This is a genomic window from Rouxiella silvae (assembly GCF_002093625.1).
GTDB classification, from domain to species: Bacteria; Pseudomonadota; Gammaproteobacteria; order Enterobacterales; family Enterobacteriaceae; genus Rouxiella; species Rouxiella silvae.
In genome coordinates this window covers 1-20,017 of the sequence record NZ_MRWD01000020.1, presented here as the reverse complement: position 1 = coordinate 20,017, position 20,017 = coordinate 1, and the positions used below count along the sequence as shown (strand labels likewise).

Here is a 20,017-nt window from a genome sequence, read left to right as displayed (position 1 = left end):
ACGATAACACAGCCGTTATAGTGATAAATGCTGGCCGCCGGCATCAATATGCGGTGCCCAGAAAGCCACACTTTCGGCAATCTGTGCGACAACCTGCCTGTCGCTGGGCTCACGCTCTTTGAAACTTAGCTCCAGACAAATTTCGTTGTCCTTTGCTCCCCCGCGGGCAAAAGCATCAAGTAACGGCTCGGGTTGAATTCGGCCGTTAGCATTATACTGCGCAGTGAAGGGGCGATGACCACCTTTATCTAACATACTTTGCTTAATATGAATAATTGGCGAGAAGCGCGGCACGGCAGCGGCCCAGGCGTAAGGGTCATAATCCTCAGGATTAGTAGAGCTCACGTCGCCGTGATCGATGTCAGCCATCATCCACATCGGTATCGCCATTGATGCCTCGGCCAGCCGTTTTTGCAGACTCATACTGGCTTGAATGGTTTCGCCAAACTCTCTGCCCACGCTCATCGGTTCCCAAAAAAGAAACTCCAGGCCTGCGGCTTTGGCATGCTCCGCCACTTCGCACCAGCAATCAACGGCGATATTTTGCAGTGCTTCCCGTCGTGCGGGATAGTCATAATCTTGATAAGTAAAGATAGCAAATTGCGAACCGACCGATTTGCCCCCCAAATCGGCAGTGATATCAGCAAAGGTTTTAAACCAATCCAGGTAATAGCGGCGCACGTCTGCATCGGGATGACCAAAATGATTAAGCCGTCCGTAAGGGCCAGTCATGCCCGACGTGACGCGCACGCCGGTGCTCGCCATCGCGGCACTCATTCGGCGCGTCAGGCGGCGCAGGGTTGCAGCGGGCCACGATGGATTAATAAATTCGTGGGTCAGCTGAAGGTCACGAATGCGGATTTCGCGCGCGACGGTGTAAATCAGATCTTCCGGCTCCGCAAGGCGGTTGACCAGCGGATTGGTGTTCAAAGACAGTGTGAGTGCCATCATTGCCCCCTTAATCAACCGACGTTGGCCTGCAAAATCTCCGGCGGCCGCGTGCCCAGTGTCTGTTCAAACCACTGTTCGAAAGCTTCAATTTGCCCTGGCGTAAGATGCAGCCCGTGTTTGGTACGGCGTTTGAGGATGTCCTCAGCGCATTGCGCCCACTCGGTTTTCACCAGATAGCGCGCTTCGGCCTCATAAAACTGACTGCCAAAATGACGGCCAAGGCTCGAAAGCGACGTCGCGCCGCCGATAACGTCGCGAGTTCGCGCACCGTAAAGACGACCATAATGCTTGCGCAGTGTCTGCGGCAACCAAGGGTAATCCTGCTGGAGTTGTTGACTGAAGGTTTCGAAATCGGCGTGCTCAATTTCACCGCCGGGCAATACGCCCTCTCGCGTCCAGTCCGGCCCCATATTGGGTAAAAAGGGCGTCAGGCGCTGCATAGCATGCTCAGCCAGCTTGCGGAAAGTGGTAATTTTGCCGCCAAAAACGTGCAGTAAGGGCGCGCCGCCTTGGGTATCCAAGTCAAAGACGTAGTCGCGGGTGACAGCCGAAGGATTGCCTTTGCCGTCGTCAAACAGCGGACGCACGCCCGAGAAGTGAGTAATCACGTCGTCGCGGCGCAGTTTCACTTTAAAATAGCGATTCACCGCATCCATCAGGTATTGAATTTCGCTTTCATCGGCCACCACGTCTTCAGCGCGACCTTTATAGGGAATATCGGTAGTGCCAATAAGCGCCTTGTCTCCCTCATAGGGATTGATAAATATCACTCGTTTATCATGGTTTTGCACCAGATAGGCCTGCTGCCCTTCCCAGAACTTCGGCACAATAATGTGAGAGCCTTTCACCAGCCGAACCTTGCGGGAACTGGTGGTGTGCGTCACCTGATTAACAATATCCAACACCCACGGACCCGCGGCGTTAATCAGCACACGGGCGCTCACCTGTCGCAGCTCACCACTGTTTTCATCACGCAGGGTAATATTCCAGCGGCCCTGGCTACGCTTGGCCGATAGGCAGGTGGTGCGAGTGGCTATCGTCGCACCCTTCTCTTTGGCATCCAGCGCATTTAAGGTGACGAGTCGAGCATCATCCACCCAGCAGTCGGAATACTCGAAGCCGCGATGATAGCGGTTAAGCAGCGGGGCCCCTTCCGGGCAACGCTCAAGATTCAGCGAACGGGTGCCGGGCAGCTTTTTGCGGCCTCCGAGATGATCATAGAGAAACAGCCCCAGACGAACCAGCCAGGCGGGCCTGTCCTGCGGGCTGTGTGGCAGAACAAAGCGCATCGGCCAGATGATATGGCAGGCTGAATTGAGCAACACTTCGCGCTCAATCAGCGCCTCACGAACCAGGCGAAATTCATAATATTCGAGATAACGCAGGCCGCCGTGCACCAGCTTGCCGGAGCGTGAAGAGGTGCCCTGCGCCAAATCGTCTTTCTCGCACATCATGACTGACAGTCCGCGCCCGGCGGCATCGCGAGCAATACCGGCACCGTTAATCCCGCCGCCAATAACGAAAACATCCAATAAGGCTGACTCACTCATTGTTTACTCCTTTATGAATTGACTGAAGCTCAGTCCACACCGGCGGCAAAGTAAGGCGGGTTTGCTGATAAGTTGCAAAAAGCCGACGATAATGTTCGGCTAACTCTGACGGTGGCGCTTCGGCAGCGTTAAGCAGCGGCGTGACCCAAGTGGCGACGCAGCTGTCCATATTCGGATAGGCGCCGATAGCCACCGCCGCCATCATTGCCGCACCGGCAGCACCGGCCTCATCGCGTGTGCTGACCCGCACCGGCGCACCAATGCAGGCCGACAAAATTTGCCGCACTTTGGCCGAGCGCACAGCCCCGCCGGAAAGACGCAGCTCGCGGGGAGAAAGGTCAGACATGGCTTGATAACAGTCGCGCGAGGCCATGCCGATACCTTCTATTACCGCTCTCAGTAAATCGGCATAGCCGTGGCTGTAGCGCAGGCCAATAAAACTGGCGCGCGCATCGGCATTAACAAAAGGGCCGCGCTCCCCGGCGAGGGAGATATAAGGGTGATACATCAGGCCATCGGGATGAGTGGTCGCCAGCCATTTATCGAGATGCTTAACCAGCGTGGCGTGATCCGCCGTTCCGCCAAACTCCTCGATTAATGACAGCGTCATGTTCAGCAACCAGTCCAGATTCAGCGTTGATGCCATATTGGTTTGCACCTGCGTCACCTGATGCGGCGAAGGCAGCGTGATGACGTAGCCGGTTTGTTGCTGATTTAGGAATACCTCGGAAGAGTGCACCGAGCGCATATGAACGCCAGTAGAACCAATAATCGAACAGGCGGTGTTTTTATCCCCGGTGTGAACCCCTGCCCCTAATCCGGTCATTACCATATCGACGTAGCCCAGACAAACCGGCGTTCCGGCCAGTAGCCCGATCGCCTTGGCCGCTTCTGCCGTCAGCGGATGCGTAACCTGGGTGCCTTCAACAATTTCGGGCAGCAGATAACGGCGGTCACTGAGGCCCAACGCCTCGATAACCACGTCTTCATAACCGCGATGACGAAAGTTGCCGAAGGTAAAACTGGCTTCTGAAGGGTCGGTGGCACGCACGCCGGTGAGATTGAGATACAGCCAGTCCTTGCAATGCATCGCCACTTCGGCCTGCTCGAGCTGCTGACGATGAGGACTGTTTTTGCCGTTCATATAGGCGAGCTGCGCGCCCTGCTGGCAGGTATTGAGGCCCGTGCCGGTGGCTTCGAAGCGCTGACGCGAAAGTGCAGAATGCTCCCGCTCCTTAACGGTTTCAGCCGCACGGGCGTCAAGCCAGATCCACGCATCTCCGACCGGGCGATTATCTTTGCCCACCAGCCAAGTCCCATCCCCCTGCGCCGTGACGGCCAACGCCACCACGCGCGAGGAGAGGTTTTCAATCTCGTCGGCCAAATGTCGAATCGCTGAGACACAGTCTTGCCAAGTTCTTTCCATTGACTGAAGCGCCGAGCCGTCCTCACCGCGCTGATAGGTGTTTCTTACCGAAGCACAGCCCAATTGTTGACCCTCAAGGTCAAACGCGACGGCCTTTACCACCGAGGTTCCGGAGTCAATGCCGAGAATAATGTCGCGGTTATCCATTTATCACTCCCGAAGTAGAAGGGCAAACCAAACATATCACTAACATAACACGCAGGATGAATTAATTTTCACAACAAATAAAATTTTTCAATTCAGTAAGCGTACTCGATCACATTTTTGTTGCATAAATGATCACATTCAACGTGAAAATCATTATTGTTTATAGACCAGCACCAGGGAAAATGAGCGGCGAGTAGGCGGAACTCTTTTTTAAGTTTATTTCACACCCCTCTTATCGCCTCGCACCGTGATAATTATAAATTAACAATATAAACAATAATTTAAACAAAAATCCCACATAATCAGTCAGCGACAATATGTTCAAAATAGCAACAAAACGTCGTTTGCAGGTCAGGAAAGAGATCCAGATCTCCAACCAGAAATAAATCGACTAAACCGGTTGACAAGATTTATTGGCTATCACATTTTTAACGCTACTTGTTATCATATTTATAACATTGAGCAGCGCAGAAGATAACGTAAAGATAGGGTAGTAATCACACTAACTGTGGGATAACACCCTAATGAGTGCGTAAAAGACACCATGAGGTCAACGTAATGACGACGGTAACTCCCCTTTCTAACCAGGTGACACCCAGAGCCCTAAAAAGGGTTGGTATCGCCCTGCTCGTGGCGCTAGCCGTAGCTGCCGCCATTGGCCTGAACACCAAAGTGGTCAAAATCGGTTCTGCACAAGACGTGGCCGAGCAGGCTTTCTCACCGGATAAATACGGCGAGAAAGCGTTTCCTGAAATTCAAAAAAACGTCGAAGCACGCGCAGTTGATGCTTCAACGTTGGCGACAGCGCTCGCGGCTGACGCGAATGCGGCGGCGACAAAATACGGCGTCGGCAACCCAATGCCGGTGTTTTCTATCACGCTAACTGGAGTAGTGGGAGAAGGTGAATTGGGTGTCTATCAACTGAATGTTGCCGGACTGCCCGATGACATTAGAGTCCGGCTTCAGACCGGCCCAGCAATTAACGGCACTGACCTGCGTGATGCCACCGGGACTATTCAGTTTGGCGACTTCAAAAATCAGATTGAGTACCAGAATGCAGGATCGGGGATTAATCGGGCGATGAAAAAAGCGGTGCTGGGTGGCATTGATAATCAGCATCTTACGGGAAAAACCGTCAACGTTACGGGCGTGTTCCGCCTGCTTAATCCGAAAAACTGGCTGGTCACACCGGTAAGGATGACTGTGCAATGAAAACCTTAAACTCAGCCGAAACCAACGCCTCGCGCACAGAAGGTGAGGTTGTACTGTCGGCACGCAATGTCAGTAAAGTCTATGGATCAACGCACGCGCTGAAAGAGGTCGATTTCGACATTCGTCGTGGCCAGGTGACGACCCTGTTTGGCGAAAACGGCGCGGGTAAATCAACGCTGATGAAGATCCTATCCGGCGTGGTAACACCCAGTTCAGGGCAAATCATTCTCAACGGCGAGCCGATTACGTTTGCCTCGACCAATCAGGCACGTGAATGCGGCATTTCAATAATTCATCAGGAACTCAATCTGTCGCCGAACATGAACGTGCGCGACAACATCTTCGTCGGCAGAGAAATTCACGGCATCACTGGGGTTAATTTCGCTGAAGAGGAGCGCATCGCGCGTTCGCTTATGGAGGAACTTGAAGAAGATATCGATCCGCTGACGTTGGTTGAAGACTTGCGTCTAGGTCAGCAACAGATCGTGGAAATTGCCCGCGCGCTGTCGGTGAAATCACGCATCCTGATTATGGACGAACCGACCTCGGCACTGAGCGCCACCGAGGTCGAAGTACTGTTCAAAATTATTCGTGATTTAACCAGTCGCGGCGTCGCTATTGTTTATATTTCGCATCATTTAGAAGAAGCGCTGGAAATTACCGACCGCGCCGTGGTGCTGCGCGACGGCGTGATGACCGCCTACGCCAAACGCGAAGAGATAAACCTCGAGTGGATCGTTCGCAACATGGTCGGCGAGCACTTCGACTTGGGTTCACCGCCGACCGGCTATGAGCTTGGCAACGTTGCGCTCGCGGTAAATCAGCTGACGGTGAAAGGCCCGACCGGCATCAAAGTGGTCGATAACCTGTCGCTGGAGGTGCGGGCGGGAGAAATTGTCTGCATTTACGGCCTGATGGGCGCGGGGCGCACCGAACTGATGGAGTGCATCGCCGGGCGTATCTCCGCCGAAAAAGGCACCATTACACTGAATAATCGGCCAATTTCAAGCCTCAGCATCGCCGACCGTATCGAAAAAGGGCTGGCGCTGGTGCCCGAAGATCGCCAGCGCGACGGTCTTATCCAGACCATGACCGTGGGAGAAAACCTCACTTTAGCCAGCATCGGTGAATTTGTGCGCCGGATGGTGCTTTCCCCCAAACGGGAAAAACTGCTGGTTAATGACTCTATTCGCAACGTCACGGTGAAAACCTCCGGCGGCGAAGCAACCATCGGTTCACTCTCCGGAGGCAATCAGCAAAAAGTGGTGATTGGTAAAATGCTGGCCACCCACCCCAAGGTTATTTTGCTCGACGAACCCAGCCGCGGTATTGATATCGGCGCCAAGGCAGAGGTGTTCAAACTACTGGCAGAAAATGCGCGCAGAGGATTGGCGGTACTCTATTCGACCTCGGAAGTGGGGGAATGCCTGAGCGTGGCGCACCGGATAGTGGTCATGAGCAAGGGACATATTTCCGCCATTTTCGATGCCAACGTCAGTAAAGAACAGATCATGGCCGCTTCAGGCGAATCGCTTGTTGCCTGACACATAAAACCACAGATCTCATCTCATCCAATATGGGAAACGAATTATCATGAACGACAGAACCCATGCTTTAAGTACTCCGCATGCGCCGGCGGTGAAAAAAAAGGCCAATTCGCGCGGCTTTAGTCTGGCCAAGCTGCTGCTTGAGGGGCGGGCATTTTTTGCCTTGCTGCTGATTATTGTGGTTTTCTCCTTCCTGTCGCCGAACTATTTTGAGTCCGCCAATTTCCTGACCATGGCGTCTCACGTCGCTATTTTCGGCCTGCCCGCGATTGGCATGCTGCTGGTTATCCTCAACGGCGGTATCGACCTGTCGGTAGGCTCAACGCTGGGCCTGACTGGCGTATTCGCCGGCTTTCTGATGCAGGGCGTTAACCTGCAAGCCTTTGGCGTCATTCTTTACTTCCCGGTGTGGGCGGTGGTGATTTTAACCCTCACGCTGGGGGCCATTGTCGGACTTATCAACGGCGTACTGATCGCCATTTTCCGCGTACCGGCCTTCGTCGCCACGCTAGGCTCTTTGTATGTTGCCCGCGGCATCGCCCTGCTAATGACCAACGGACTGACCTACAACAAACTGTCGGGTGAGGCCGCACTGGGCAATACCGGTTTCGACTGGCTCGGATTTAACCGCATCTTTACTATCCCGATTGGCGTCTTGACGCTGTTAGTCATTGCCCTGGCCTGCGGATTTTTACTCAGCCGTACAGCGTTTGGCCGCTGGCTGTATGCCTCCGGTGGCAATGAACGCGCCGCCGACCTCTCTGGCGTACCGGTTAAAAAAGTCAAAATTGCCGTTTATGTCCTTTCCGGCGTCTGCGCGGCTATTGCAGGACTGGTGCTCTCTTCTCAGCTGACCTCGGCTGGACCAACGGCAGGCACGACCTATGAACTGACCGCCATCGCCGCCGTGGTTATCGGTGGTGCGGCTCTGACCGGCGGTCGCGGCAACGTTCGCGGTACGCTGCTGGGCGCGTTTGTCATCGGTTTTCTTTCTGATGGATTGGTGATCATCGGCGTTTCAGCCTATTGGCAAACCGTGTTCACCGGTGCAGTTATTGTACTGGCCGTACTGCTTAACACCCTGCAATACGGGCGACGCAGCAAGTAGTCTGTGGTTGATAAAAAAGAAAAACTCTACCCCTACAACACTGGAGTATCCAACATGTTCCATAACAGCAAACGTTTCATCATGATTGCCGCCGTCGCCGCCATGACGGTGTTCTCTACCCCGTCGTGGGCGGCTAAAGGGCTGATGACGATTATCGTCAACGACCCGTCCAACCCTTACTGGTACACAGAAGGTCAGGTTGCCAAAGCACAGGCCGAGAAATTGGGCTATTCCGCCACGGTCAGCGCCCATAAAGGCGATACCAACACCGAAAGCCAGCTGATTGATACGGCGATCACCAACAAATCTAAAGCGATTATTCTTGACCCGGCCAATGCCGACGGCTCCGTCGGTTCAGTTAAAAAAGCCATTGCCGCCGGTATACCCGTATTTGTGATTAACGCCGAGCTTAACCAAAGCGGACTTGCAAAAGCACAGCTGGTTTCAAACAATGCGCAAGGTGCAGCACTGGGCGCCATGCAGTGGGTTAAAGCGGTGGGGGACTCTGGCAATTATGTAGAACTGCTCGGTTCTCAGTCAGATAATAACGCCGCAACCCGCGCCAATGGTTACGACACAGTACTGTCGCAGTATCCTGACCTAAAACAGGTCGCGAAAGACGTCGCCAACTGGGACCGCACTCAGGGTTACAACAAAATGCAGTCAATGCTGCAGGCTCACCCAGATATCAAAGGGGTTATCAGCGGTAATGATGAAATGGCTCTGGGCGCTATCGCCGCGCTGAAAGAGGCCGGTAAACTGGGCCAAGTAAAAGTGGGCGCGTTTGATGGTTCACCTGACGCGGTTGACGCTGTAAAAGCCGGTACGCTGGCCTATACGGTGATGCAGCCCGTGGCCGTGTTTGCTGCAAAAGCCATTGATGAAGCCGACACCTTTTTGAAAACAGGTAAAACCGGTGCAGCTCAGGAAAAGCAACTGTTTGACTGCGTGCTGATCACTAAAGAAAACGCAGCGAAATATACCTCACCGTTTGTGCTGTCAGAATAATTTTCACCTAACCGAAACGCTGATTTGCCAAACCGGTAAATCAGCGTTGTAATAGGCCGTTTTGCAACAGGACACCCCAACTGGCTAGTTAAATGATGGGGTTACGATAATTCGTCTTTTGGATATCACTATGGCCCAGGCACCACAAAATAATGCTGTTGACGTTTTTATGGCGGAAGCTCTGCCCAGCGACAGCCGTCAAGCACGGCAGCTTGCGCGTCGTCAGCTTATTGTTGAAGCGGTGATGGCCGAAAGCGCCATGCGCATTGAAGATATCACCGAGCGTTTCAGCATCAGTCTGATGACCGCGCACCGTGATATTGATGAATTGGTCGAGCGCGGCCTGCTGAGAAAATCGCGCGGCGTCGTCTCTGCCACGCCCACCAGCCTAATCGAATCTAGCGACGTCTATCGCTCCACCCGCCAGCTTGAAGAAAAATGCGCGCTCGCCGAGGTTGCCGCAGGCTATCTCGAACCCGGACAGGCAATATTTTTTGATGATTCCACCACCGTTTTGCAAATGGCCCGCTTTCTGCCTTCCAAAGCACCGCTCACCGTGATTACCAACTCACTGACCGTGATGACCGAACTGAAAGAGATGCGCGACATCACGTTGATGGGCCTCGGCGGTCAGTTTTATAACTGGTGCAATGCCTTTATGGGCCAGATGACGCGCAATGAAATCAATAACCTGCGAGCAGACATGTTTTTTGTGAGCATGTCTGCCATTATTGACGACCGGGTATTTCACCAGTCGGCAGAAATGGTTGAAACTAAGCGTGCCATGTTTGAGTCAGCCCAAAAACGCATTTTACTGGTCGATCACACGAAATTTGAACGCCGTGCTCTACACAGTTTTGCTCACCTTTCGGAGTTTGACGTTGTCATCGTCAATCAGGGCACACCGCTGCCAATTATTCAGCGCATGAAGGATAAAAACATCAACGTAGTGGTCGCCCCGATGAAACCGCAATCAGTGCAGCATGCAAACCTCTAGCACCGACGGTTAAGCGCGCCTCTTCCCTATTAAAAATGCCTGAAGTGGCGACTGCCCTTCAGGTATTTTATTTTCTTAAAATTTATGCATAAAACCAATTTAATTAATTAAATCTTTCATAAATAAAAAAACTATCTAACAGTAATCCTAATAAAGCATAAGTATATTACATGAATGCTTTCAACTCATTTATCAAACAATCAATAAACCCCACATTTAAAAAATATTTCCATTGCAACACGTTACTCGCTTGATTATTTCCCACTCAGGAATATCATGTCAAAAATAAGAAAAGGCTTAAACCGATAATTATAAAAACAATTAATCCAAACATTTTATAGCCTTGTAATACTGCATAACAGTGTTTATCCGCGTGCTATAAAACCGTAATAAAAAACATTAAAAGGAATTTAAATATGTCTAATAGCTTTCAGGAAGAAATACCTAAGGCGCGCGTAAACATTCAACTCGACCTGCATACGGGGGGGGCAAAAAAGAAGGTAGAACTGCCCTTAAAATTAATGGTAATGGGGGATTACAGTAATGAAAAAGATCAAAGCTCACTGTCTGAGCGAAAAAAAACAAGCATCAATAAAAACAACTTCAACAATGTATTAGCCGATTTCAACCCTCTCTTAAACTTAACCGTTAAAAATACACTTTCAGGTGAAAACAGTGAGGAAAATATCAAGCTACGTTTCAAAAACATGAAAGATTTTGAACCGGAACAGGTGGCAAGACAAATACCCCAACTGCGCGCGCTGCTTTCAATGCGTAATTTATTGCGCGATCTAAAATCCAACCTTTTAGATAACGCAACCTTTCGTAAAGAGCTTGAGGTCATTCTAAAAAGTGATGTATTGAGCGACGACCTGCGCAGTGAGTTGGCCGCCCTAGCCCCTAAAGACGCCTAACTCTTTCTTGTCAAAATTAACTTGAGACTATACCGATGCCTGCTATTGAAACAACGCAAAAAAGCCAGACCACTGTGATAGAACATGCCGAACAAGGAAGTGTCTATGCGTCTTTGTTTGAAAAAATAAATCTGAAACCGGTGTCCTCTCTCGGGGATATTAACCTCTTCCAAGACAATCAGGCCCTGTCGGACGTTACCACCGATGAACGCGTCACGGCTAGCGTGCAGGTCTTTCTTCAGCGCCTGAAACAGTCTGGCCAAAAAGTAGAGAGGCTAAATAAAAGTCTGCTGGATTGTCATATCGCCATGCTGGACGAGCAAATCAGTAGCCAGCTAGACGTCGTCATGCATCATCCTGAATTTCAACGCATTGAATCAGGATGGCGCGGTTTGAAGTTTCTAATTGACCGCACGGATTTTAGCCAAAATGTTAAAGTAGAGCTGCTGGACGTCTCTAAAAACGCTCTGCGACAGGACTTTGAGGACTGTCCTGAAATTATTCAAAGTGGCCTTTATCGACACACCTACATTCAGGAATACGATACGCCAGGCGGCGAACCTATCGGCTCGATCATCTCCAATTACGAATTTGACGCCAGCCCTCAGGATATCGCCCTGCTGCGCAATATTTCAAAAGTCTCATCAGCCGCACATATGCCTTTCATCGGCTCGGTCGGCCCTGAATTCTTTCTTAAAAAAACCATGGAAGATGTTGCTGCTATTAAGGATATCGGTAACTACTTCGATCGCGCCGAATATATTAAATGGAAACTGTTTCGCGAATCTGACGATGCGCGCTACATCGGCCTGACAATGCCTCGCGTACTCGGACGCTTGCCTTACGGCCCCGATACACTTCCGGTACGCAGCTTTAACTATGTTGAAGAGGTTAAAGGCCCGGATCACGAAAAATACCTGTGGACGAATGCATCGTTCTCATTTGCTGCAAATCTGGTGAAAAGCTTTATTCAGAACGGTTGGTGTGTACAGATTCGTGGCCCGCAGGCCGGCGGTGCAGTCGCCGATTTGCCTATCCACCTTTACGACCTTGGTACTGGCAATCAGGTGAAAATCCCCTCTGAAGTGATGATCCCCGAAACCCGTGAGTTCGAGTTTGCGAACCTAGGCTTTATACCGCTTTCCTACTATAAAAACCGCGATTATGCCTGTTTTTTCTCGGCTAACTCGACGCAAAAACCGGCTCTGTATGACACGGTTGATGCCACAGCAAACAGCAGAATCAACGCCCGCTTGCCTTACATTTTTCTCCTTTCCCGCATTGCTCACTACTTGAAACTTATACAACGCGAAAATATCGGTACGACCAAAGACCGCAGCCTGCTTGAAATGGAACTCAACAATTGGGTGCGCAATCTGGTCACCGAAATGACAGACCCTGGCGATGATCTGCAAGCTTCCCATCCGCTGCGCGATGCGCGCGTATCAGTCGAGGATATCGACGACAACCCGGGCTTTTTCCGCGTGAAACTGTATGCCGTCCCACATTTTCAGGTTGAAGGTATGGACGTAAGCCTATCGCTGGTCTCCCAAATGCCGAAAGCGAAAGCCTGAAGCCGGAGTTGTAATGAGAATTTATCGACCACTCTGGAGCGACGGGGCTTTTCTGGCCCCTCAGATGTTTCAGCAACAAACTTTGTGGAACGCCCATGCCTCTGACTGCCTGGCCTATATGGCACTCGCGCATCCTTGGGGGGTACTGCAGGCAGAATTTGATGACAGCGCCCTTGCCATATTGCGGCTGAGCGCGCTAAAACTGAGCGTTCGCTTTCAGGATGGCACGCTGATTAATACGGCCATTGCCGACAACCTGCCACCGCCTTGCGACCTGTCTACTCTCAGCGGACATAGCGCCGTCGAAGTCGTACTCGCACTGCCGCTGCTCCATGCCAACGGTGGAAACGTTGATGAAAACCGGCACAGCGAGCATCCACGTCGCTATCAGCAAGAATGGGTTAGCGTGCAGGATCTTGCGGGTCTAGAGCAGACGGACATCGCCGTAATGCGCCACGCAATGACTCTGCGCTATGGTCATGAGGAGAATAAGGAGTATTTGACGTTGCCCATCGCACGCCTGGCTCGTAATTCTCAAGGCGAATGGACGTTTGATTCCGCGTTTATTCCTCCGATGATGGCGCTTACCGCTAGCCCGATGCTGCTGGAGTCGCTGCGTCAACTCACTCATCGTTTAAAAGCAAAACGCAGTCGACTTATGGCGATGCGGCGTGAAAACAACCAGCGCATGGCTGACTTTTCCGTCGCCGACGTCTCGCTTTTTTGGCTATTGAATGCCTTGAACAGTCATGAGCCGGTACTTGAAAATCTGCTATCACATCCGCGTCTGCATCCCGAACTGCTTTATCGCGAGCTTGCACGTCTGGCAGGAAGTCTGCTGACTTTCTCTCTTGAGCACAGTACCGACGCGATACCGCCCTATCAGCATAACGTGCCCGAGCGCGTATTTCCGCCGCTTCTGGCGTTACTGAGCAATCTTCTTGAAGCGAGTCTGCCTTCACGCGTCATCGTTATTGAACTGACGAACAATGGGCAGTTTTGGAAAGGCGAACTGCACGACGCTCGATTGCGTGAGGGAGCGGATCTCTATCTATCGGTTCATTCTACTCTCGCGCCAAACGTGATACACAAACAGTTCCCCATGCTTTGTAAAGCAGGCAGCCCCGATGACGTTACCGATGTCATTAATGTCGCTTTACACGGCGTGCCGCTTAAGGCATTAAGCCATGTCCCTGCCGCCCTTCCACTGCGTCTCGAAAATCAATACTTTGCTTTAGACGTCTCTCACCCAGCGGCGCAGGCCATGCTGGAGTCCGGTAGCTGCGTATTTTATGTCCCTGCCACGCTGGGGGAAATCCAACTCGAACTCTTTGCGGTGCTGCGCACATGAACGATAACAGTTCGCCGCATTCCCACGGCCCACGGCCATTCAACGTAGACATACTCTTTGCCGACACTTGGCTGGCCGTGTGTCAGTTGCGCAACGGCGCAAAGATTAGCAACGGTAAGACACTTTATCGCCAAGCCTGTCACCAAATCGACAGCGCTCGAGAAGCACTTGAATCATTCGACGCGCCGGCACAATCCATTGAACACATACTTTATGCCCTCTGTGCCCTTTGGGATGAAAGCGTAATGAATCGGCACGAGCTGGACGAGGGTTATCACGAATGGCTCAAATCCCCTCTGCAGGCAAAATATTTTAATACGCTTGAGGCAGGTGAGCGACTGTGGGACAGGATCCGTTGCGTCATGGCCCAGCCCTCCGCCGATATCGCTGTGCTTACCTGTTTTCACCGCGTGCTGCTTTTAGGGTTCAGTGGACGCTACAGGGAGCAGGACGATCCGCGCGGTGAAAACATTCGTGAGGCGCTGTCAAAAAGGGTGGCACCTTTTACAGTCAGCCAGGATTTGCCCATTATGGCGAGTCAAGGTAGAAGACTAGCGCACAAAAAATCTATTTGGATGTGGCTACCTTTGACCGCCTTTGCACTGGTTGCCCTGTGGTGGCAAGTAGACTCGCTGCTACAGCAGTATATTTCGCAGATGCTGCCATGAGGAATACTCATGCCTGACATCACAAAATGCCTGTTGGGATGTTTTACTGGCGCACTGGCCGTGCTCATTCTATGGGGATTTCTGCGCCTAAATATCAGCATCAGCATTGCGCTTACCTGCATCATTATTCTGTGGGTGACATCGGGCTGCATTTACCTTTTATGGCATCGTCACTCACGGAGTCAGCTTGACAATGCCAGCGGTTGGTCACTGCCGGAAGCAGGATTTGATGGCATGCTGGTGCTGTTGTGTGGAGACAGCCGCTTACTTTTTTCAACCACGGCTCAGGCCTCTGAACAACCGGAACCACGAAAGATTCGTCAGGGATGGTATCTCGCCACGCCTGAACCTGAAGATTTTATGCAGGCCATAAAATGGATTGCCGCCGTCGCACCCGACCGTCTTAGCCAACTGTCAATAGTACTGTGTATCGCCCCGGAGCAGCACAATGACGAAGCCAAATTTCGCGCCGTTATCCATCTTTGGAGAAGAAGAATAAATGAATCTCGACGCTGGCTACCCGCCGCCCCGCCGATTCTGCTTTGTGCATACCTCAACCCGCTATCGACAACGATGCCGTGCTCCGGGCAGTGGTTTGTGCATGAAAGTGCACTTAACAGCCGCCAGCAATCAATAATACGCGTTCAATCCGCAGACGGCAGCGGAATAGATATAGCAGCTTGGCAACAGTTGCAGAGTGGCGGCATTGGCCAGATTCTCTGGCTGAATACTCTTACAGACTGGCTTAATACCGTGGTCATTGATGAGCTACTTCAGACTCAGCAAAGTACGCCAGTGATTAACGTAACCGCCGTGGCCATAAACTTCTCCTCGCTCCAGTCTGTAGAAAATAATCTTTGGCAACACAGGCTGACCGACAAAACAACATTGTCGATCTCTGCACGCACATTTAAAAGTAATGGGTTGCCCTTTCCTGACTGCTTGCTGCCGATGTTACGCCAACCTGCAGTACTCTCACCCATGCAACGTTTTATCCTGACAAGCGGCGGCATTGTTGCACTGGCGCTGATGGCGATGATGCTTGCCAGCTATGCCAACAATAAAAAATTTATCCACGCCATCAGCGACGATCTGCGCGTTTATAAACATCTCAGCGGTACACCGCCGGAGCACAAGATTTTGGCTCAGCGGCAGTTGAGAGACGACGAGCAGCAAATTACTCGCCATCAGATAGAAGGCGTGCCGCTGTCATTAAGCATGGCGCTGTATCAGGGGGGAAATTTGAGGCTACCGATTCAGCAGGCTATCAGCAACTGGACTGCACCGGTTATCTCCCCGCCTCCGGTGCCCATTAAACTTGTACCGCAGCCTACACCGCAAACTTATCGCCTCAGCAGCCTTGCACTCTTTGATATCGGTAAGTCTCAGCTAAAACCTGACAGTGCAAAATTGCTGACCAACGTACTTGTCAGTCTCAAAGTTAGCTCCGGCTGGCTAATTGAAATCTCAGGGCATACCGATACAACCGGCAATTCCCTTTTTAATCAGAAGCTTTCTGTGAAACGAGCTGAAGCGTTGCGCGACTGGATTCTTGCCAACAGTGATCTTTCACCCAATGCATTTTCAATTCAAGGGCTGGGCTCATCGCAGCCTATTGCTACAAACGATACTCCACTGGGCCGCGCAAGAAACCGACGCGTCGAAATAAGACAGGTGCCAGGGTACGACACTCTTCAGGCACTCGTTCCCCCATCCTCATCAGGAAATGATGCAGGAATCACGACTCACAAGGAAAAGTAACCCATGGCAATTCCCATTTATTTATGGCTCAAAGACAACAACGATGGAGATATAAAAGGCTCTGTTGATGTACAGGGCCGTGAAGGCAGCATCGAAGTGGTAGCACAGGACCACAGCCTGTATATCCCAACCGATAATAACACCGGCAAATTGACCGGCACGCGCATTCACACACCTTTTGTTATTACTAAAGAAGTCGACTCTTCCAGCCCGTATTTATACAAGGCGGTTTCTACGGGACAAACCCTGAAATCGGCAGAATTCAGATGGTACAAAATCGACGACTCGGGTCAGGAAAGAGAATATTTCAACACCAGGCTCGAAAATGTGAAAGTCGTTAAAGTTGCACCAAAAATGCATGATATCAAGGACATAGCCAAAGAGAAATACAACCACTTAGAAGTGGTTGAACTTCGCTATACCAAAATAATCTGGACCTATATAGACGGCACAATCGTTCACTCCGACGAATGGAAAGAGCGCGCAACCGCGTAGCGAAAACCGCAGCAGGTGGCCATTCACCTGCTGCTTTTCATGCTGTCTGTTAAGTCACTTCCGTGAAGTTATTTAACAAACATCGTCATTAATCAGCCAACCACAGCGAAATAATTTAATAGGGTATGACCTCATGGGCCTCGGTTTCCTGCAAAGGTAAAGGCCAAGGGCGGTAGCGTATCCAAAAGGAAAAGTGAGTATGCAAAATCAATCCGCCGTTTTACTCCGTCGTTTAAATCCTTACTGCGCCAAGGCACTGGAAGCCGCTGCATCTTTATGCCAAACCCGTGCGCACAGTGAGATAACCCTCGAACATTGGCTGCTTAAACTTCTCGAACAAGGTGAAGGCGACATTACCGTACTGGCACGCCGATACGAGTGGGACCTCGACAGTTTGTGGCAAGAGTTGCTCGGCCATCTCGACAGGTTGCCTCGTTCGGTACAGACGCGGCCGCTGCTTTCGGATGCGTTGACCTCTTTAATACGGGGGGCTTGGCTGACGGCCTCATTGCAGGAAAATGCCGATCGGGTGCGCAGCATCCACCTGCTTGAAGCACTCATTGCACAACCGCAAATAATGCGTTGTGAAGGAGCCTGGCAGCTGTTTAGCCTCAGTCAGCCGCAAATTTTGCGCCTGCGGCCGCTGCTGGATGCCCAGTCTGAGGAGCGCCCCGACATTCAGCAACTGGCTAGCCTGAATTTACCGAGATCAACGTTAAGTGCATCGAGTTTATCAGACACAAATCTGTCCAAAAGCTCACTCAGCGAGGCACATCAATCAGCCCTCAATAAATTCACCCAAGACATAACTGCCAAAGCCAGATCCCAGCAGATAGACCCTGTCTATGGCCGAGACCATGAAATTCGCCAAATGATCGACATCCTTTCACGTCGGCGTAAAAATAATCCCATTCTGGTGGGCGATCCGGGCGTAGGTAAAACTGCGCTGGTTGAAGGACTCGCGCTACTCATCGCTCAAGGTAACGTACCCGACAGCCTTAAATCCGTCACCCTGCGCACGCTTGATCTCGGGCTATTACAGGCCGGAGCTGGGGTAAAAGGCGAATTTGAACAGCGCTTAAAAAACGTCATCGATGCCGTGCAGCAATCGCCTACGCCGATACTGCTGTTTATTGATGAGGCCCACACGTTAATTGGTGCAGGAAATCAGGCCGGTGGCACCGATGCCGCCAACCTCCTAAAACCAGCTTTGGCGCGCGGAGAATTACGCACCATCGCGGCGACCACTTGGTCGGAATACAAGCAGTATTTTGAACGTGACGCCGCTCTTGAACGCCGATTCCAGCGCGTAAAAGTTGACGAGCCCAACGACAGCAAGGCCAGCATGATGCTTCGCGGCCTAAAAAGCCGATATGCACAGCATCACGGCGTATACATCACGGATGCTGCCATCACTGCCGCCGTAGCCCTTTCGCGCCGTTATTTAACGGGGCGACAGCTGCCTGACAAAGCCATCGACCTGCTCGATACCGCAGGCGCTCGTGTGCGCGTAAGTCTTGATACTCTCCCCCCCGTGTTGATGCAAATAAATGCTGAGCTCTCTGCTCTTGAAGTTGAACAACAGGCTATTGAACAAGATATTCTGCTGATTGCAGCGCCTGCACCTGATGGGTATACGGGTGCAATCAGCCTGCGCCGCAGCGAGCTCAAAATTGAGCAATACCGGCTAGAACAACAGTTTGCAAAGGAACAAAGCCTGTGCAGGCTTATTATTGAAGCACGCCGAGAAAATCCCCAGGCTTCTTTGTTAAAAGATTTGCAGCAACAACTGTCGGCCGTACAAAGCACTACCTCCCTGCTTTCGCTTGATGTTGATGCCCGTACGGTAGCGACGGTGGTGGCAGATTGGACAGGTATTCCACTCAGCAACCTGCTCAAAGATAAACAAACCGACCTTTTACAGTTGGAACAGCACCTCGCTACGCAGGTTGTGGGTCAGGATGAAGCGCTGACCCACATGGCGCAGCGCCTTCGAGCTGCCAAAACCGGCCTAACTTCAGAACAAGGGCCGCTTGCGGTGTTTCTGCTGGTCGGGCCGAGTGGAACGGGAAAAACAGAAACTGCCCGAGCACTCTCTGAGGCTCTTTTTGGCGGCGAACGGGCACTGATTACTTTAAACATGTCGGAATATCAGGAATCACACACCGCCTCTCAGCTTAAGGGGTCGCCGCCGGGTTATGTGGGTTACGGTCAGGGAGGGATTTTAACCGAAGCGGTGCGCAAACGGCCCTATAGCGTGGTGTTGCTCGATGAGATTGAAAAGGCACATCGGGATGTCGTTAGCCTTTTTTATCAAGTATTTGATAAAGGCGTGATGCGAGATGGAGAAGGCCGCGAAATTGATTTTCGCAACACAGTGATTTTAATGACTGCCAACCTCGGCAGTAGCGAACTGATGCAACTGATTGAACGACAGCCAGAAGCGCCAACGGCCTTACTGCAAGAATTGCTGCATCCTATACTGCGCGACTATTTTCAGCCCGCCCTGCTCGCTCGATTCCAAACGCTTATCTATCGGCCGCTCAGCGCTCGGGCCATGCGCACTATTGTTGAAATGAAGCTGAGCCAAGTGGCGAAACGCCTGGGGAAATATTACGCCCTGCAATGCATTTTCAAAGAACCGCTTTACGAAACGCTGGTCAGCGCCTGCCTGCTTCCAGAAACTGGAGCACGCAACATAGACAGCCTGCTCAATCAACAAATCCTTCCGGTATTAAGTCAGCAGTTACTTGTGCGCATGAACGAACCACAACGTGCCACCTTGCTAACCATGGATTGGACCGAAGAAGAAGGCATTATTTTGGAATTTGATCCCCCCTAAAAAAGACCAAGATGCGGCCACTTCAAAAGAAGAATCGAATGGACGAAACAAAAGAAGGTGGCCTGAGGCGACTTACCACGGGAGAAATCGCGCTGGCAAAACGGTTTTCATCGACTCATAAAACCATCACCTGACCGATTTGGAAATTTTCGGGTCTTATTTTGAGTCGAATGATTATAAGTTAAAAAAAAATCACCACGAATATTAATTAAATTAACTCTACATTTCTTAGCGGATTTTAAAAAGCGTTTATATAAAGAAAATTGGCTCATCCCCCTCACCGGAGGCGCTTTGAGAGTAATAATGCTTTCGCTCCTCTTTTTGCTCGTTGGATGCCTCGGCGATCGAATACCCTGAGATAATGCTGAAGTAAAAGTCTATAATGAAGGAGTATGCATACATGCTCCAAAAATATCTGATAATTTTATTTATAAGCGCATGGAAATACAATGAGCCAGTGACAATA

At 51.2% G+C, this 20,017-nt stretch carries 16 protein-coding genes; 12 read left to right on the top strand and 4 right to left on the bottom strand.

Translation table 11 applies throughout. The features are described from left to right. Positions 1 to 15 precede the first annotated feature (15 nt). From BS639_RS09970 to BS639_RS09960, 3 genes are read right to left on the bottom strand one after another with little or no spacing between them, the layout of a single operon-like run. A complete protein-coding gene (locus BS639_RS09970; protein ID WP_084983011.1) occupies positions 16 to 948 on the bottom strand; it encodes a sugar phosphate isomerase/epimerase family protein in 933 nt (310 codons plus the stop codon). Between the two features lie 14 nt (positions 949 to 962). Beyond that, complete coding sequence (locus BS639_RS09965; RefSeq protein ID WP_084983010.1) at positions 963 to 2,501, bottom strand: glycerol-3-phosphate dehydrogenase; 1,539 nt, start codon at positions 2,499 to 2,501, stop codon at positions 963 to 965. Further along, positions 2,494 to 4,074: an FGGY-family carbohydrate kinase gene (locus BS639_RS09960; RefSeq protein ID WP_084983009.1), complete on the bottom strand. Its 1,581-nt coding sequence runs from the start codon at positions 4,072 to 4,074 to the stop codon at positions 2,494 to 2,496. The genes BS639_RS09965 and BS639_RS09960 overlap by 8 nt, the downstream gene beginning before the upstream one ends. 558 nt (positions 4,075 to 4,632) lie before the next feature. Here BS639_RS09960 and BS639_RS09955 point away from each other — a divergent pair. The 12 genes from BS639_RS09955 (at position 4,633) to tssH (ending at position 19,551) form a co-directional block, all read left to right on the top strand. Continuing rightward, positions 4,633 to 5,286 carry a DUF2291 domain-containing protein gene (locus tag BS639_RS09955; protein ID WP_084983008.1) on the top strand — a complete coding sequence of 218 codons (654 nt, stop codon included), beginning with the start codon at positions 4,633 to 4,635 and terminating at the stop codon, positions 5,284 to 5,286. After that, positions 5,283 to 6,830, top strand: coding sequence for a sugar ABC transporter ATP-binding protein (locus BS639_RS09950; protein WP_084983007.1), 1,548 nt, complete (start codon positions 5,283 to 5,285; stop codon positions 6,828 to 6,830). Before BS639_RS09955 ends, BS639_RS09950 begins: the two co-directional genes overlap by 4 nt. A 49-nt stretch (positions 6,831 to 6,879) precedes the next feature. Continuing rightward, complete coding sequence (locus BS639_RS09945; RefSeq protein WP_055777054.1) at positions 6,880 to 7,941, top strand: ABC transporter permease; 1,062 nt, start codon at positions 6,880 to 6,882, stop codon at positions 7,939 to 7,941. 54 nt (positions 7,942 to 7,995) lie between these two features. Continuing rightward, the gene (locus BS639_RS09940; RefSeq protein WP_055777053.1) at positions 7,996 to 8,949 is read left to right on the top strand and encodes a D-ribose ABC transporter substrate-binding protein; all 954 of its coding nucleotides are present in this window, start codon (positions 7,996 to 7,998) and stop codon (positions 8,947 to 8,949) included. Between the two features lie 130 nt (positions 8,950 to 9,079). Next, positions 9,080 to 9,946 (top strand): DeoR/GlpR family DNA-binding transcription regulator, encoded by an 867-nt coding sequence (locus BS639_RS09935; protein ID WP_055777050.1) that lies wholly within the window; start codon positions 9,080 to 9,082, stop codon positions 9,944 to 9,946. A 416-nt stretch (positions 9,947 to 10,362) separates the two neighbouring features. Then, on the top strand, positions 10,363 to 10,860 hold the full coding sequence (tssB, locus tag BS639_RS09930) for a type VI secretion system contractile sheath small subunit (protein ID WP_084983006.1): 498 nt from the start codon (positions 10,363 to 10,365) through the stop codon (positions 10,858 to 10,860). A gap of 35 nt (positions 10,861 to 10,895) precedes the next feature. After that, positions 10,896 to 12,434, top strand: coding sequence for a type VI secretion system contractile sheath large subunit (gene tssC, locus BS639_RS09925; RefSeq protein WP_084983005.1), 1,539 nt, complete (start codon positions 10,896 to 10,898; stop codon positions 12,432 to 12,434). Between the two features lie 13 nt (positions 12,435 to 12,447). Then, positions 12,448 to 13,785, top strand: coding sequence for a type VI secretion system baseplate subunit TssK (gene tssK / locus BS639_RS09920; RefSeq protein ID WP_084983004.1), 1,338 nt, complete (start codon positions 12,448 to 12,450; stop codon positions 13,783 to 13,785). Continuing rightward, positions 13,782 to 14,453, top strand: coding sequence for a type VI secretion system protein TssL, short form (gene tssL, locus BS639_RS09915; protein ID WP_084983003.1), 672 nt, complete (start codon positions 13,782 to 13,784; stop codon positions 14,451 to 14,453). Before tssK ends, tssL begins: the two co-directional genes overlap by 4 nt. A 9-nt stretch (positions 14,454 to 14,462) precedes the next feature. Next, a complete protein-coding gene (locus BS639_RS09910; protein WP_084983002.1) occupies positions 14,463 to 16,214 on the top strand; it encodes an OmpA family protein in 1,752 nt (583 codons plus the stop codon). Between the two features lie 3 nt (positions 16,215 to 16,217). After that, positions 16,218 to 16,709, top strand: a complete 492-nt coding sequence (locus BS639_RS09905; RefSeq protein ID WP_055777033.1) for an Hcp family type VI secretion system effector — start codon at positions 16,218 to 16,220, stop codon at positions 16,707 to 16,709. A gap of 199 nt (positions 16,710 to 16,908) precedes the next feature. Continuing rightward, positions 16,909 to 19,551 (top strand): type VI secretion system ATPase TssH, encoded by a 2,643-nt coding sequence (gene tssH / locus BS639_RS09900; protein ID WP_084983001.1) that lies wholly within the window; start codon positions 16,909 to 16,911, stop codon positions 19,549 to 19,551. Positions 19,552 to 19,800: 249 nt separating this feature from the next. On the opposite strand, the gene BS639_RS25060 is transcribed toward tssH, so the two are convergent. Further along, positions 19,801 to 20,017: hypothetical protein (locus BS639_RS25060; protein ID WP_206601157.1), on the bottom strand; the 217-nt coding region annotated here is incomplete at its 5' end.

Bases quoted from the DNA above. Each gene is read 5' to 3' on its own strand.
- tssK (WP_084983004.1), top strand. From the start codon at position 12,448: ATGAGAATTTATCGACCACTCTGGAGCGACGGGGCTTTTCTGGCCCCT.
- tssH (WP_084983001.1), top strand. From the start codon at position 16,909: ATGCAAAATCAATCCGCCGTTTTACTCCGTCGTTTAAATCCTTACTGC.
- BS639_RS09965 (WP_084983010.1), bottom strand. From the start codon at position 2,501: ATGAGTGAGTCAGCCTTATTGGATGTTTTCGTTATTGGCGGCGGGATT.
- BS639_RS09945 (WP_055777054.1), top strand. From the start codon at position 6,880: ATGAACGACAGAACCCATGCTTTAAGTACTCCGCATGCGCCGGCGGTG.
- BS639_RS09960 (WP_084983009.1), bottom strand. From the start codon at position 4,074: ATGGATAACCGCGACATTATTCTCGGCATTGACTCCGGAACCTCGGTG.
- tssB (WP_084983006.1), top strand. From the start codon at position 10,363: ATGTCTAATAGCTTTCAGGAAGAAATACCTAAGGCGCGCGTAAACATT.
- BS639_RS09935 (WP_055777050.1), top strand. From the start codon at position 9,080: ATGGCCCAGGCACCACAAAATAATGCTGTTGACGTTTTTATGGCGGAA.
- tssL (WP_084983003.1), top strand. From the start codon at position 13,782: ATGAACGATAACAGTTCGCCGCATTCCCACGGCCCACGGCCATTCAAC.
- BS639_RS09905 (WP_055777033.1), top strand. From the start codon at position 16,218: ATGGCAATTCCCATTTATTTATGGCTCAAAGACAACAACGATGGAGAT.
- BS639_RS09955 (WP_084983008.1), top strand. From the start codon at position 4,633: ATGACGACGGTAACTCCCCTTTCTAACCAGGTGACACCCAGAGCCCTA.
- BS639_RS09950 (WP_084983007.1), top strand. From the start codon at position 5,283: ATGAAAACCTTAAACTCAGCCGAAACCAACGCCTCGCGCACAGAAGGT.
- BS639_RS09970 (WP_084983011.1), bottom strand. From the start codon at position 948: ATGGCACTCACACTGTCTTTGAACACCAATCCGCTGGTCAACCGCCTT.
- BS639_RS09940 (WP_055777053.1), top strand. From the start codon at position 7,996: ATGTTCCATAACAGCAAACGTTTCATCATGATTGCCGCCGTCGCCGCC.
- tssC (WP_084983005.1), top strand. From the start codon at position 10,896: ATGCCTGCTATTGAAACAACGCAAAAAAGCCAGACCACTGTGATAGAA.
- BS639_RS09910 (WP_084983002.1), top strand. From the start codon at position 14,463: ATGCCTGACATCACAAAATGCCTGTTGGGATGTTTTACTGGCGCACTG.